Source organism: Streptomyces sp. NPDC048664, from assembly GCF_040650555.1.
Taxonomy (GTDB): domain Bacteria; phylum Actinomycetota; class Actinomycetes; order Streptomycetales; family Streptomycetaceae; genus Streptomyces.
Genome location: NZ_JBEZHK010000031.1, coordinates 1 through 12918, shown reverse-complemented (window position 1 = coordinate 12918; position 12918 = coordinate 1). Strand labels below are relative to the sequence as shown.

The 12918-nt window shown below is 73.2% G+C and carries 13 protein-coding genes; 5 read left to right on the top strand and 8 right to left on the bottom strand.

Annotated features, from left to right (window positions below; all coding sequences use genetic code 11):
- Positions 1 to 131 precede the first annotated feature (131 nt).
- Positions 132 to 1562, top strand: a complete 1431-nt coding sequence (locus tag AB0C59_RS27850; RefSeq protein WP_363009308.1) for an NAD(P)/FAD-dependent oxidoreductase — start codon at positions 132 to 134, stop codon at positions 1560 to 1562.
- Positions 1563 to 1644: 82 nt separating this feature from the next.
- On the opposite strand, the gene AB0C59_RS27845 is transcribed toward AB0C59_RS27850, so the two are convergent.
- Positions 1645 to 2316, bottom strand: coding sequence for a peptide deformylase (locus AB0C59_RS27845; RefSeq protein ID WP_363009306.1), 672 nt, complete (start codon positions 2314 to 2316; stop codon positions 1645 to 1647).
- An 83-nt stretch (positions 2317 to 2399) separates the two neighbouring features.
- Complete coding sequence (locus AB0C59_RS27840; protein WP_363009304.1) at positions 2400 to 2747, bottom strand: tetratricopeptide repeat protein; 348 nt, start codon at positions 2745 to 2747, stop codon at positions 2400 to 2402.
- 114 nt (positions 2748 to 2861) lie between these two features.
- On the opposite strand from AB0C59_RS27840, the gene AB0C59_RS27835 reads away from it, so the two are divergent.
- Positions 2862 to 3827, top strand: coding sequence for a pirin family protein (locus AB0C59_RS27835; protein WP_363009302.1), 966 nt, complete (start codon positions 2862 to 2864; stop codon positions 3825 to 3827).
- Positions 3828 to 3851: 24 nt separating this feature from the next.
- Here AB0C59_RS27835 and AB0C59_RS27830 read toward each other — a convergent pair whose 3' ends face one another.
- Positions 3852 to 4385 carry a hypothetical protein gene (locus tag AB0C59_RS27830; protein ID WP_363009300.1) on the bottom strand — a complete coding sequence of 178 codons (534 nt, stop codon included), beginning with the start codon at positions 4383 to 4385 and terminating at the stop codon, positions 3852 to 3854.
- Between the two features lie 151 nt (positions 4386 to 4536).
- Between AB0C59_RS27830 and AB0C59_RS27825 the strand changes: the two genes are divergently transcribed.
- The 3 genes from AB0C59_RS27825 to AB0C59_RS27815 all read left to right on the top strand — a co-directional run bounded on the left by AB0C59_RS27825 (position 4537) and on the right by AB0C59_RS27815 (position 7699).
- Positions 4537 to 5712 carry a histidine kinase gene (locus AB0C59_RS27825; protein ID WP_363009298.1) on the top strand — a complete coding sequence of 392 codons (1176 nt, stop codon included), beginning with the start codon at positions 4537 to 4539 and terminating at the stop codon, positions 5710 to 5712.
- Positions 5709 to 6359, top strand: coding sequence for a response regulator transcription factor (locus AB0C59_RS27820; RefSeq protein ID WP_363009296.1), 651 nt, complete (start codon positions 5709 to 5711; stop codon positions 6357 to 6359). The genes AB0C59_RS27825 and AB0C59_RS27820 overlap by 4 nt, the downstream gene beginning before the upstream one ends.
- A gap of 575 nt (positions 6360 to 6934) precedes the next feature.
- Positions 6935 to 7699 (top strand): AraC family transcriptional regulator, encoded by a 765-nt coding sequence (locus tag AB0C59_RS27815; RefSeq protein WP_363009294.1) that lies wholly within the window; start codon positions 6935 to 6937, stop codon positions 7697 to 7699.
- A 104-nt stretch (positions 7700 to 7803) separates the two neighbouring features.
- Here AB0C59_RS27815 and AB0C59_RS27810 read toward each other — a convergent pair whose 3' ends face one another.
- Genes AB0C59_RS27810 through AB0C59_RS27790 form a run of 5 tightly spaced genes read right to left on the bottom strand, consistent with a single transcriptional unit; the run spans position 7804 to position 12587 of the window.
- Positions 7804 to 8055 carry an acyl carrier protein gene (locus tag AB0C59_RS27810; protein ID WP_363009292.1) on the bottom strand — a complete coding sequence of 84 codons (252 nt, stop codon included), beginning with the start codon at positions 8053 to 8055 and terminating at the stop codon, positions 7804 to 7806.
- Between the two features lie 47 nt (positions 8056 to 8102).
- Positions 8103 to 9032 carry an acyl-ACP desaturase gene (locus tag AB0C59_RS27805; RefSeq protein ID WP_363009290.1) on the bottom strand — a complete coding sequence of 310 codons (930 nt, stop codon included), beginning with the start codon at positions 9030 to 9032 and terminating at the stop codon, positions 8103 to 8105.
- A gap of 18 nt (positions 9033 to 9050) precedes the next feature.
- A complete protein-coding gene (locus tag AB0C59_RS27800; RefSeq protein ID WP_363009288.1) occupies positions 9051 to 10295 on the bottom strand; it encodes a beta-ketoacyl-[acyl-carrier-protein] synthase family protein in 1245 nt (414 codons plus the stop codon).
- Positions 10285 to 11013 carry an SDR family oxidoreductase gene (locus AB0C59_RS27795; protein WP_363009286.1) on the bottom strand — a complete coding sequence of 243 codons (729 nt, stop codon included), beginning with the start codon at positions 11011 to 11013 and terminating at the stop codon, positions 10285 to 10287. The genes AB0C59_RS27800 and AB0C59_RS27795 overlap by 11 nt, the downstream gene beginning before the upstream one ends.
- Entirely contained in the window at positions 11010 to 12587 is a 1578-nt protein-coding gene (locus tag AB0C59_RS27790; RefSeq protein ID WP_363009284.1) for an FAD-binding protein, read from the bottom strand. The genes AB0C59_RS27795 and AB0C59_RS27790 overlap by 4 nt, the downstream gene beginning before the upstream one ends.
- Positions 12588 to 12918: the final 331 nt, after the last annotated feature.

The window sequence follows — 12918 nt, the reverse complement described above, 5'->3', positions numbered from 1 at the left end:
TGTCCCTACTTCCTGGTCTGCGGGGGTGAGCCGCTGTGCACAACGGCGGCCCGAAGTCGTGTATTCCACTCGGTATCCCCGCGCACGTACCCGATGTGGCGACCGCGCACACCAGCAACCACACTGGGCCCATGACGGAAACGGAATCCATCGCCTACGACGTAGTGGTGCTCGGTGCCGGACCCGTGGGGGAGAACGTGGCCGACCGCACCCGTGCGGCCGGCCTCTCCACGGCCATCGTGGAGAGTGAGCTGGTCGGCGGCGAGTGCTCGTACTGGGCGTGCATCCCCAGCAAGGCTCTCCTGCGCCCGGCCATCGCCCGCGCCGACGCCCGCCGCGTGCCCGGCCTCGCCCCCCTCGTGCAGGGCCCCCTCGACGTGTCCGCGGTCCTGGCCCACCGCGACTACGAGGTGTCCGGCTGGAAGGACGAGGGCCAGGTCGCCTGGCTCGACGGCATCGCGGCCGACCTCTACCGGGGCCAGGGGCGGCTCGCCGGGCCGCGCACGGTCACGGTGACCGGCCAGGACGGCGAGCGGCGGGTGCTCACCGCCCGGCACGCCGTGGTCGTGTGCACGGGCAGCGACGCCGTGCTGCCGGACCTGCCGGGACTCGCCGAGGTGAAGCCGTGGACGAGCCGTGAGGCGACCAGCGCCGCGTCCGCTCCCGGCCGGCTGGTCGTCGTGGGCGGCGGCGTGGTCGGCGTCGAGATGGCGACGGCGTGGCAGGCCCTGGGCTCCCGGGTGACCATGCTGGTGCGCGGCAAGGGCCTGCTGCCCCGTATGGAGCCCTTCGCCGGGGAACTCGTCGCCGAGGCACTCACCCAGGCGGGCGCCGACGTGCGCACCGGGACCTCGGTGGAGTCGGTGCGGCGCGAGGGCGGCACGGTCGTCGTCGTCACGGAGACCGGGGACCGCGTCGAGGCGGACGAGATCCTCTTCGCCACCGGACGCGCGCCCCGTACCGCGGACATCGGCCTGGAGACGGTCGGCCTTCAGCCCGGATCCTGGCTGTCGGTGGACGACACCCTGCGCGTGACGGACAGCGACTGGCTCTACGCCGTCGGCGATGTCAACCACCGGGCCCTCCTCACCCACCAGGGCAAGTACCAGGCGCGCATCGCGGGCGCGGTCATCGCCGCCCGCGCGGCCGGGGTCCCGCTGCTGGAGACGGACCGCTGGGGTGCCCACGCGGCGACCGCGGACCACGCCGCCGTACCGCAGGTGGTCTTCTCCGACCCGGAGGCCGCGGCCGTGGGCCTGTCCCTGGCGGAGGCCGAACGGGCGGGCCGCCGGGTGCGGGCCGTCGACGTCGACATGAGCTCGGCGGCGGGCGCGGGCCTGTACGCCGACGGCTACCGGGGCCGGGCCCGCATGGTCGTCGACCTCGACAGCCGGACGCTCGTCGGTGTCACGTTCGTCGGTCCCGGGGTCGGCGAGGTGATCCACTCCGCGACCGTCGCGCTGGCGGGCGAGGTGCCGATCGACCGGCTCTGGCACGCGGTGCCGTCGTTCCCGACGATCAGCGAGGTGTGGCTGCGCCTGCTGGAGGCCTACCGGGACTGAGAGCCCCCGCTCCCGGAGTCCCGGCCCTGCCCCCGCGCCGTGCAAGGCGTGGGGAGCGGGGCCTCCGGGTGTTCCGGGCGGCTCAGCCGGGCAGGCGGAAGCCCAGTGCCGAGGCGGCCCGTTCCGACGTCGGCTGGCCCCAGCGCGCCGCCACCGCCTCGTTGGACGACAGGGAGCGCGACTCCGCCCTGTCCAGGTACAGGGTGCCGTCGAGATGGTCCGTCTCGTGCTGGACGATGCGAGCGGGCCAACCGGTGAACTCCTCGTCCACCACGGTCCCCTCCTCGTCCAGCGCCCGGAGCCGCACCCGGGCGGGCCGCGCCACCACGGCCTGCCAGCCGGGCACACTGAGGCAGCCCTCGAAGAACGCCGCGCGTTCGGCGTCGAGCGCCTCGTAGGACGGGTTGACGAGCACCCGGAACGGCACGGGCACCCGCCCGCGCGCCACCCGCACCTCGTCGGACACCTTCGCCGGGTCCTCGATCACCGCGATCTGCAGGGGCACCCCGACCTGCGGCGCCGCGAGCCCGACCCCCGGCGCGGCCCGCATCGTCTCGCGCAGCGCGCCGACGAACCGGGCCAGGAGCGCGGGCGGGAGCTGGCCCTCGAAGGGCACCGCCGCGCGCCGCAGGACCGGATGCCCCGCGGTGACGATGGGCAACGGCCCCGAGGCGGCGAGGAGTTCCTCGACGCGTTCGGCGATCGCACGGGCGCTGGACTCAAGGAGGTCGGTGGGATCGACGTCGAATGTCATGCCCTCGATCTTCCCAGAGTCCGACGGCGCGGCGCGTACGACGGCGGGTCAGGACCCCTGGCTCGCCCGCGGGATCACCGGGATCACTCGGAGGTGAACTCACCGGCGAGCGCGGAGGCGATCCGCAGATGCGAGGCCGCCTCGTCGTGCCGCCCCTGGCGCTGAAGCGTGCGGCCCAGCAGCAACCGGGCGTAGTGCTCCACCGGGTCGCGCTCCACGAGCGCGGTCAACTCGGCCTCGGCGCGGCGCAACTGGGCCGAGTGGTAGTAGGCGCGCGCCAGCAGCAGCCGTGGCCCGGTCAGCTCGGGCGCCTCCTCGACCAGGTCCTTGAGGACCTTCGCCGCCGCGTAGTAGTCCTTGGCGTCGAAGAACATCCGCGCCCGCTCCCAGCGCTCCGCCGGAGCCCCGTGGCCGTAGTACGTCGTCTCCACTCCCGACCTCCTCACGGGCCCGACAACGGCACCGGGAGGTTGAATATTCCACCGGGTACTCCGGGGGAGTGGTGGGACTGACGCGGACAGGCGCGCGGGACTAGGTTGTGCGGCATGAGCAATCTTGATCGCGAGGCGGTGCCCGCCGTGTGCGGTGGCCGCGGGTTCGTGGTGGCGGAGCCGGTGCGCGAGCTCCTCAGCCCGCGCAAGGTCCAGCTCGGCGAGTCGACGGAGGTCCGCCGGCTGCTGCCCAACCTGGGTCGCCGCATGGTGGGTGCCTGGTGCTTCGTCGATCACTACGGCCCCGACGACATCGCGGACGAGCCGGGCATGCAGGTCCCGCCCCATCCGCACATCGGCCTGCAGACGGTCAGCTGGCTGCACGAGGGCGAGGTGCTGCACCGCGACTCGACCGGCAGCCGGCAGACCATCAGGCCGCGCGAACTGGGCCTCATGACCTCCGGTCGGGGGATCGGCCACTCGGAGGAGAGCCCCAGGTCCCACGCGCGGTTCCTGCACGGGGCGCAGCTGTGGGTGGCCCTGCCGGACAACCACCGGCACACCGAGCCGCACTTCGAACACCATGCCGACCTTCCCGTGGTCACCGCGCCCGGCCTCAGGGCCACGACGATCCTCGGCGAGATCGACGGGGCGGCCTCACCCGGAACGACGTACACCCCGATCGTGGGCGCCGATCTGGCCCTGACCCGCGGAGCGGACGTACGGCTGCCCCTGAACGGGGACTTCGAGTACGCGGTCCTGTCCATGTCCGGCGAGGCCCACGTGGACGGCGTGCCGATGGTGCCGGGCTCGATGCTCTACCTCGGCTGCGGCCGCACCGAACTCCCGCTGCGCGCCGAGTCGGACGCGGGCCTGATGCTCCTGGGCGGTGAGCCCTTCGAGGAGGAGCTCATCATGTGGTGGAACTTCGTCGCCCGGACCGGCGAGGAGGTCGCGCAGGCCCGCGAGGACTGGACGAAGGGCTCCCGCTTCGGCACGGTCACCGGCTACGACGGCCCCCCACTGCCCGCCCCCGACCTCCCCTCCACGTCCCTCAAGCCGCGCGGGCGGGTGCGCTGAGCGGACGACGAACCGGTGAGGGGCTCAAGCCGGCCTCCGCTTCGGGAACAGGGCGTACGAGGCGGCGATGAGCACGTTGACGCCGATCAGCCACACCATCCTCCACTGCCAGGCCCGCAGCGAGCCGGTTCCGCCGTTTCCGACGTACCAGATCGCGGCCTGGAGCAGGCCGATGGCCACCAGCGCGGCCACGAGCCAGCGGCCCGCGACCCTGCACTCGTGGACGGTGCGGGCCATGCCGTACCTCGGCGGCTTCACCGGCGGCGGACCACCGGCGAACCGGTGCGCGATCCGGGCGTCGGCCCATGCGATCGTGGAGTGCCCGAGGCCCACCGTGAAGCCGATGTAGACGGCCGCGAGGCCGTGCCGCCAGTCGGGCTCGGCGCCGTTCCTGAGGTCGACCGCCGTGACGACGAACAGCAGCAGCTCCAGGAGCGGCTCGCACAGCAGCAGGGCCAGTCCGGTGCGCGGCATCTTCAGCAGGTAGCGGAAGGCCAGTCCGGCCGCCAACAGCACCCAGAACGCCACCTCGCAGGCGATGATCAGTCCGACGATCACGGCTGGCTCCCTTCGCTCCGCGCCCAGCCTCCCCCGGGGCCGGCGCCCCGGGCGTCGTCATCGCGAGTGAAGTCCGCCTAAGCGAAAGTCGCAGCCCAGGACCGTTCCAGGGGAGCAGACACCAGGCGCGCGGGCCGTGTTGGATGGATTCATGCCCCCTGCCACCCCGTCCCGCCCGCACCGCGACGACTGGCGCATAGCCGCGGGCGGACTGGCCGGCGGTGTGCTGCTGTGGGCCCTCGGCGTCCACCCGCGCCTGGCCTCGGACCCCGTCGTGCTGTGGCCCGCGTCCTGGGCCCCGCTGCTGCCCCTCACGGTGGCCGTCCTCTGCGAGCCGCTGCGCCGCCTCCGGCCCCGCCTCGGTCTGCTGATCGGCACCGCCGGGCTCGCCCTGGACACGGTGACCCTCGGCAACCTCGCCACCCTCGTGCTGTACACCGACCTGGTGTACGCGGCGGTGCTGTACGGCGGCCCCGCCACCGCCCGCCGCATCCCCTGGGTCACCGGCATGCTCACGGTCCTGTGCGGCGTCGTACCCGCCGCTCTGTGGCGGGATCCGCAGGGCCTGCTGATCGGAGTGGGCGTGGGCGTGGTCGCCTACGCGCCCGCCTCCACCGCCTGGGTGGTGCGCAACCACCGCGACGCGGCCGAAGCCGCCCGGCTGCGCGCCGAACAGACGGCGCTGCTGGCCGAGATGGACCGCGCCCAGGCGGTCGTCAGGGAACGGGCCCGGTTCGCCCGGGAGTTGCACGACGTGGTCGCCAACCACCTGTCCGCCATCGCCATCCACTCCACGGCCGCGCTCTCCCTGGACGACCGGAAGACGTCGCGGAACGCCCTGGGCGTCATCCGGGAGAACAGCGTCGTGGGCCTGGCCGAGATGCGCCGGCTGATCGGGCTCCTGCGGGACAGCTCCGGTGACCACGAGCCCGCCGCCTCCCCCACCCTCGACGGCCTGGGCGCCCTGGTGGACGGCGCCCGGGCCAACGGCCTGGACGTCACCCTCGACGCCGGCCACGACGGTGTCCCCGCCCCGGTCGAACTGGCCGCCTATCGGATCGTGCAGGAGTCGTTGACCAACGCCCTCAAACACGCGGCGCCGGGGCGCGTGCACGTCGGGCTCGACGAGCGGGGCGGCATCCTGTACGTCCGGGTGAGCAGCCCCTACCGGCGCGGCGACACCCCCCGCGCACCCGGTTCCGGCTCCGGGCTCTCCGGGATGCGCGAGCGGACGGCGCTGCTCGGCGGCACCTTCGAGGCGGGTCCCGAGGACGGACTCTGGACCGTCCGCGCCACACTTCCCCTCAGCCAAGGAGACCCCTCATGAACCGCGCGATCCGCGTCCTCGTCGCGGAGGACCAGTCCGCCGTCCGCGCCGGTCTGGTCCTCATCCTGGACAGCGCCCCCGACATCGAGGTGGCCGGGGAGGCCGCCGACGGTCAGGCGGCGGTGGAGCTGGCCCGGGAACTGCGCCCCGACGTGGTGCTGATGGATGTGCAGATGCCCCGACTGGACGGGGTGTCGGCGACCCGGCAGATCGTCACCGAGGCGACCGCGGACGTGCTGGTGCTGACCACCTTCGACCTGGACGCATACGTGTTCGGGGCGCTGCGGGCCGGTGCCGCCGGGTTCCTGCTGAAGAACACCGAGGCGCGGGACCTGCTCCAGGCGGTGCGCACCGTGGCACGCGGGGAGGGCATGGTCGCCCCGGCGGTCACCCGGCGGCTGATCGCCGAGTTCGCCGCGACGCCGGTACGCGAGCCGGCGGCGGGACACACCGCGCTGCGGACGCTGACCCGACGCGAGCGCGAGGTGCTGTCCTGCGTCGGCGAGGGACTGTCGAACGCCGAGATCGCGCGCCGGTTGGAGATGGCGGAGGGCACGGTGAAGGCACACGTCAGCCGACTGCTGGCCAAGCTGGGGCTCCGCAGCCGGGTGCAAGCGGCCGTACTGGCCCTGGAGTCGGGGATCTAGCGCCGCGCCGGCGCCGCGCGGGAGTGTCCGCGGGAGTGTCTGCCCGTCGGGTCCCGAAAGTGTGCCCTCTTTCCTGTCGCGCCGGTGCATGCGCGTGCGGTCTCGTGAGAGGGACATCGACAGCCCGGCCCACCGGTGACGTGCAGGGGCCCTTGTGCGCCCCGACCACTGGATAGGGTGGTCGAGGTGGGGCGTGGCGCGGGCGTGTCGAAGTGGGGCGTGGTGCGGACGTGAGAGAACTCCCGTTACAGGGACCGGAGACGGTCCCCCACGAGCACGCGCCGACCGTCCGCCGGCTTGCACCCCACTCACCCCCACCCTCCACGCGCCGCCGGATCCCGCCCCGGCCGCCAGCCCCCGCGAGCAGCGGTGGCCCCTGCGCGCGCTCCGCCGCTCGACGACCCGGAGCACATGTCGTCCCAGCCGCCCGGACCCGCCATCGAGCCGCACCCGGCTGAGGACGGAAAAGGTTCTGTACCTCCCAGAAAGGCGACACGGAAATGGCCGACCTTCGTGGTGTCCAGCTTTGGAACTCGCTGACGATCGAGAGGCGATTGATTCCTGATCAGGGACGTATGACCTATCAGCCTCCCCGGGACCGGTTCACCATCGTGGCTCCGCTGCGAGGCCTGTGCCAGGTCGAGTACCCCGACGGGGCGGGCTGGCATCGGACCACCCTCGTCTCCGGGGACACCTCCCGCCTCGTCGGCCGGAGCACGGTGCGCCTGTGGCGGCAGCCGTCCGGGAAGCAGCGCGTCGAGGTGGCGTTCATGGCGCTGCCCACCCGGCACTTCCGGTACTACGTGGACGAACATCCCGAGGTGGCAGTGCGCGACCTGTCGGCCCTGGAGACCCCGCGGGCCTTCGACCCCGTGGCCGCGGCCATGGCCTCCGCGTTGCTGCGCGCCCAGGACGCGGGAGCGAGCGAGCACTACGCGTTCAGCGCGGCCCAGTACCTGACCGCCCATCTGCTCTACCCGCACCACGACCTGCCGCCGGGCGCTCCGGGCCTGAGCCCGGAGCGCCTGCTCGCGGTGACCGACTACATGCACGAGCACCTGGCGACCCACATCACGCTCGAGGACATGGCCAAGGAAGCCCTGCTCAGCCGCTACCACTTCTTACGTCAGTTCGCCGCCGCCACGGGGAAGACGCCCGTGCAGTACCTGACCGAGTTACGCGTGGAGACCGCGTGCCGCCTCCTCACCACGAGCAGCGAACTCGTCTCCCAGGTCGGCAGCCGGTGCGGTTTCCCCAACCCGGAGAACTTCGCCCGCGTCTTCAGAAGGCACCTGGGCTGCTCACCCCTCCAGTACCGGCAGCGGTCCCAGCCGGCGTGACCCCGATACCCCGCGGTCCCTCCGATCCCGGCGGGTGACCGCGAGGCGCTCCGGGACGGGTGGGTGCCCGCCACCGGCCCCGGAGCGCCTCGGCCCCGCCGGTCTCAGACGGCGATCGTGGCCTGCTCGATCCTGTCGACCACGTCCTGGACCGTGCGCAGCTCCTTCAGTTCCTCGTCGGGGAGGTCGATCCGGAAGGTCTCCGCCACGGCCACCGCCATCTCGATGAGGGCGAGCGAGTCGATGTCGAGGTCCTCCACCAGCCGTTGCCGCCCGGTCACCTGGTCCGCCGGGACGCCGCTGATGTCCTCGACGATGTCCGCGACCGACCCGAGGATCGTCTTCTTCCCGTTCACGTGTGCCTCCGCTGCTGGTTGACGGTGTTCCCCGTCGACGGTGTCCCTCATCGAAGGGCCCTGTTCCGGTCCGCGTTCCGGTCCGCTCCGGCGGCAGCGGCGGCGAAGTGCTCCCGCTGCCGCTCCGCCCGGAGGTTCAGCGCCTCCAGGTGGGCCGCGAGGCGCTCGCGCTCCCGCTCCGCCGCCCCGTCGAGCCCCTCCAGCTCGAACAGCTGCCAGTGCTTGAGCAGCGGACGCACCACTTCGTCGTGGTGGATGCGCAGGTCGTAGATGCCGGCCCGGGCGATCACCAGCGACTTGCGCCGGAAGTTCGGGATCACGGTGCCCGGCATCGCGAAGTCGACGACCTCCTTGACCAGGGCGCGGACCGTGGCGGAAGGATCGATCGCCATGCTCGCCGACACCAGCGACCGGTAGAAGAGCATGTGCAGGTTCTCGTCGGCGGCGACCCGGGCGAGCAGGAGGTCGGCGACGGGATCGTCCACGAGGCGGCCGGTGTTGCGGTGCGCGATCCGCGTGGCCAGCTCCTGGAACGACACGTAGGCCAGCGTCTCCAGCGGGCTGCGCCGGTCGTCGCGGTAGCCGGCCTGCACCACGGCCATGCGCGCGGCTTCCAGCCGGTCCGGGTCCAGCGCCCGGGTGACCAGCAGGTAGTCCCGTATGCACATGGCGTGGCGTCCCTCTTCGGCGGTCCAGCGGCCGATCCAGGTGCCCCAGGCGCTGTCGAGGCCGAAGCGCTGTGCGATCTCGCGGTGGTAGCTCGGCAGGTTGTCCTCGGTGAGCAGGTTGACCTCGAGGGCCGTCCGCGCCTGCGGGGTGAGCCGCGACTGGTCCGGGTGCCACGGCACCTCCCCGAAGTCACGGCCCTCCTCCCACGGCACGTACGCGTGGGGCATCCAGTCCTTGGCGATGGCCAGATGGCGGTCGAGGTTCCGGGCGACCACCGGTTCCAGCTCGGCCAGCAGGTCGATCGTCACACAGGTCTCCTGGGGGTTTCATGACGTCGTGAAGGACAGCACCACGTTGTGCCCGCCGAAGCCGAAGGACGTCGACAGGGCGGCCGCCGCAGCCGCCTCACGGGATCGGCCGGTGACGAGGTCGAGACCGATCCCGGGGGCCGCCTCGGCGAGGTTGCGGATGGCCGGGACCACGGCGTGCTCCAGGCTGAGCACCGTGAAGAGGGCCTCGACGGCACCCGCCGCGCCGATCAGATGCCCGGTGGCGGACTTGGTCGCCGTGACCAGGGGGTGGGTGCCGACGGCCCGGCGCAGGGCTTCGGCCTCGATGACGTCCCCGGTGGGCGTGCCCGTCGCGTGCGCGTTGACATGGGTGATGTCCTCGGGGCCGAGGTCCGCGTCCCGCAGGGCCTCCTCGATGGCCCTGACCTGCCCCTCGGGATCGGGTGTCGTCATGTCGTAGGCGTCCGACGTGACGCCGGCACCGGCGAGCCGGGCCCGGGGCCGTACGCCCCGGGCCGCCGCGAACTCGGCCCGCTCCAGGACGAGGACGCCCGCGCCCTCGGCCATGACGAAGCCGTCACGGTCCTTGTCGAAGGGCCTGGACGCCAGCTCGGGCGAGTCGTTGCGGGTGGACAGCGCTCCCATGCGGGCGAACCCGCTGATGGTCAACGGGTGCAGGCAGGCGTCCGTGCCCCCGGCCACGACGACGTCGGCGCGGCCCGCCCGGATCAGCATCGCCCCCAAGGCCAGCGCCTCCGCGCCCGAGGCGCAGGCACTGGTCGGCGCGTGTGTGCCGGCTCGCGCACCGAGGTCCAGACTCACCACCGCCGCCGCGCCGTTGGGCATCAGGCGCGGGACGGTGAAGGGCGACAGCAACCGCGGCCCGAGCTCCTCGAGCCGGTCGTCCTGGTCGAGCATCGTCAGGATCCCGCCGATGCCCGTGCCCACCACCACGGCCAGCCGTGCCGGATCCACGTCCGGAGCGCCCGCGTCCGCCCATGCCTCGCGGGCGGCGACGAGCGCGGCCTCCTGGCTGCGATCCAGGCGCCGCCGGTGGACGCGGTCCACGACGTCGGCCGGGTCCTTGCGCAGGACGCCGGCGATACGGACGGGCAGCCGGTCGGCCCAGGGCGCCTCCAGCGCGCACACGCCGGACTCACCGGCCAGGAGAGCGGACCAGGTCGACGGCACGTCGCCACCGAGCGGGGTGGTGGCGCCCAGGCCGGTGACCACGACGTCCGTCCTCGTCGAGGTGCCGCGGGCGGACCGGTCAGCCCGCATGGAAGGCGCGTTTCGCGAGGGCGTCCGCGGCCGTGTAGCCGCCGTCCACGGTGAGGTCGGCGCCGGTGACGAAGCGGGCGTCGTCGCCGAGCAGGAACGCCACCACCGAGGCGATGTCGTCCGGGAACGCGTTGCGCCCCAGGGGGGTCAGTCCGGCCGAGTCCGCGGGTGCGTCGACGTCGAGGTGGCAGGGCGAGACGGTGTTGACACGGATCCCGGACGGCCCCAGCACGTTGGCGAGGCTCTTGGTCAGATTGGTGAGCGCGGCCTTGCTCGCCGAGTAGGCGAGTGTGTCGAACGAGCCCGTCGCTGCCGCCGTGCTCGAGATGTTGACGATCGAGCCGCCGGGCGCCATGGCGGGTGCGAGCGCGATCGTGGTGGCCAGGGGGCCCCGGAGGTTGACGTCCACCACCCTGTCCCAGGAGTCCAGACTGGACTCCCAGGAGGCGAACTCGATCACCGCCGCGTTGTTCACGATCCCGTGGAACGGGCCGTCGGCGGCCAGCCGCTCCAGCGTGGCCGCCGCTCCCTCCCGGTCCAGGTGATCGAGGTGGACCATCTCCTTGAGGCCGAGGGCGAGGAGTTCCTCCGCCTCGGCCGCGCCGGTGTTGTACGTGCCGACGACGGTCGCTCCCCGCCCGGCCAGGTCGAGCGCGATGCCCCGGCCGATGTCCCGGGAGGCTCCGGTGACCAGGACGCGCTTGTCCGTGAGCGTCACGCGTCCACCTCCGGCGCCACCGAGGGTGCCTGGCCGTGGGCGGCGGCCAGGACGTGGGCCAGTCGCCGTGCGAGAGCCAGGGTCGTGAGCGAGGGATTGGCGGCCCCCATGCGGGGGAAGGTCGCCGGCCCGCAGGCGTAGAGGCCACGGACGGCGGCGAACGCGTGGCGGTCGTCGAGCACGTCCCCCAGCGGGAGCGTGCATCCCTCGTGGTCCTCGGTCCCCAGCGGGCTCGACCAGGTGAAGGGCCCCTCGGACGACTGGGCGCCGATCGCCTCCGGCAGCACGAACGCGTTGGTGCGAACCGGATGGTCGAAGTCGTCGAAGGCCAGGGGCGTGGCGGTCAGGCCGAGTTCGGCGGCCAGCAGGCGCCACACCTCGTCCAGCACCTCGCGCTGGCGCCCGATGACGTCCCGGTCGGCCGGGGCCGGTTCCGCCGTGACCCGGGTGCGCCACGGGTGGTCGTCGGACGGTTCGCACACGACGCGGCCGCCGGGGCCGGGCAGCTGCTCCCCGGTGAGCCGCACGTCGAACTGGAGGACGCCGGGCTCGGGCCGTCCGACGGTGAGGAACAGGTTCGACCGGACGGCGTCCTCGCAGGCCGTCACGTACGAACCGGGTACGACGTCCGACAGGCCGCCGGACGCCCCGTCGTCGCCCGTGTCGCGCACGCGCAGGAAGAAGCCCTGGACGATGTGGTCGGTCAGTCCCTCCAGCCGGGGCGGGCGGCCGGGGTCGATCGCGCACAGCGCCTGGATGGCCAGCCTGCTGCTCTCGATGGTCCCGGCGGCCAGGACCACCGCGTCCGCGGTGATACGGCGGGCCCGGGCCTCCGGGCCGGGTTCCCGGACGAGGACGCCGCGGGCCCGCCCGTCCTCGACGTCGACCGAGAGGACCTCTGTGCCGCACAGGAACCGGACGCCGCGCGGGCCGTCCAGCGGGGCGCCCGTCACCGGATGCCGCCAGTGATCCAGCGGGGAGTAGGCGTACCAGCGGCCGTCGTCACCGAACCGCTGGGTGGCCTGCGGGGTGCGGACGAGACGGAACCCGCCGACCTTCAGCACCGGTTGCTGCGCGTCGAGCCGGCTCGGGTCCACACCGAGGTCCGACGCGACCTGCTCGTAGAGCGATCCGCCCCCCTGCCACGTACCGCGCAGGTCCGCCACGACCGACCGCGGCCAGTCGGCCAGCGCCCAGTCCTCCACCGGCAGCGCCGCGCCGTACCAGTACAGCGAGCGCCCGCCCAGGCGTCTGCGCAGGCCGGCGTTGACGGCGTAGTGCGGAGCGGACCGCGGTGTCCAGCACCGCTGGAAGTACGGGTCGTCGGCGGGGTCGAGGAAGGCGCGCAGCGCCCGGTCGGGGTCGTGCGCGGCGTTGACGTGCAACAGGTCCCGCGCGGGGCCGGCTTCGACGACGAGGACGTCGTCGACACCGAGAGCGGCCAGGTGCCGGGCCACTTCGAGGCCGGCGAGCCCGCCTCCGGCGATCACCACCCGGCAGTGCGGTTCCTCGGTCCCCGCGGCCGTGGGCCACTGCCATGCTGCGAGATCCGGGGGGAGATCGGCTGTCGACACGGTGGTTCTCCCTTGGGTTCGTCGGGTTCGTGCACGCGGCCGGCGGCCGGCGGTCGGGGGGCCGCGGGGTGGACGGGGCGCGAAAGGCCGGCCTGAGCGCCGTCGAACGTGTCCGGGATTCGACGCGATTGGTCGCCGCCCGGAACGGTGCGGGTGAGTGGGGCGGGAATCCGTGACCCGGCGGAGTGCTCGCGCCGAATTCCTGATGAAGTCCGCCGGCCACGACAGCCGCATAGGCGCCCACTCCCCAGTTTAGGGAATCAAGTGGAAAGGAGTTGACCGGACTTGCGCAGTGCATGGCCGATGTTGCGCGTCACCCGCAACATCGGCC

Excerpts from the sequence above, each read along its gene's own strand:
- AB0C59_RS27850 (WP_363009308.1), top strand. The coding sequence starts at position 132 with ATGACGGAAACGGAATCCATCGCCTACGACGTAGTGGTGCTCGGTGCC.
- AB0C59_RS27845 (WP_363009306.1), bottom strand. The coding sequence starts at position 2,316 with ATGACATTCGACGTCGATCCCACCGACCTCCTTGAGTCCAGCGCCCGT.
- AB0C59_RS27835 (WP_363009302.1), top strand. The coding sequence starts at position 2,862 with ATGAGCAATCTTGATCGCGAGGCGGTGCCCGCCGTGTGCGGTGGCCGC.
- AB0C59_RS27825 (WP_363009298.1), top strand. The coding sequence starts at position 4,537 with ATGCCCCCTGCCACCCCGTCCCGCCCGCACCGCGACGACTGGCGCATA.
- AB0C59_RS27820 (WP_363009296.1), top strand. The coding sequence starts at position 5,709 with ATGAACCGCGCGATCCGCGTCCTCGTCGCGGAGGACCAGTCCGCCGTC.
- AB0C59_RS27815 (WP_363009294.1), top strand. The coding sequence starts at position 6,935 with ATGACCTATCAGCCTCCCCGGGACCGGTTCACCATCGTGGCTCCGCTG.
- AB0C59_RS27800 (WP_363009288.1), bottom strand. The coding sequence starts at position 10,295 with ATGCGGGCTGACCGGTCCGCCCGCGGCACCTCGACGAGGACGGACGTC.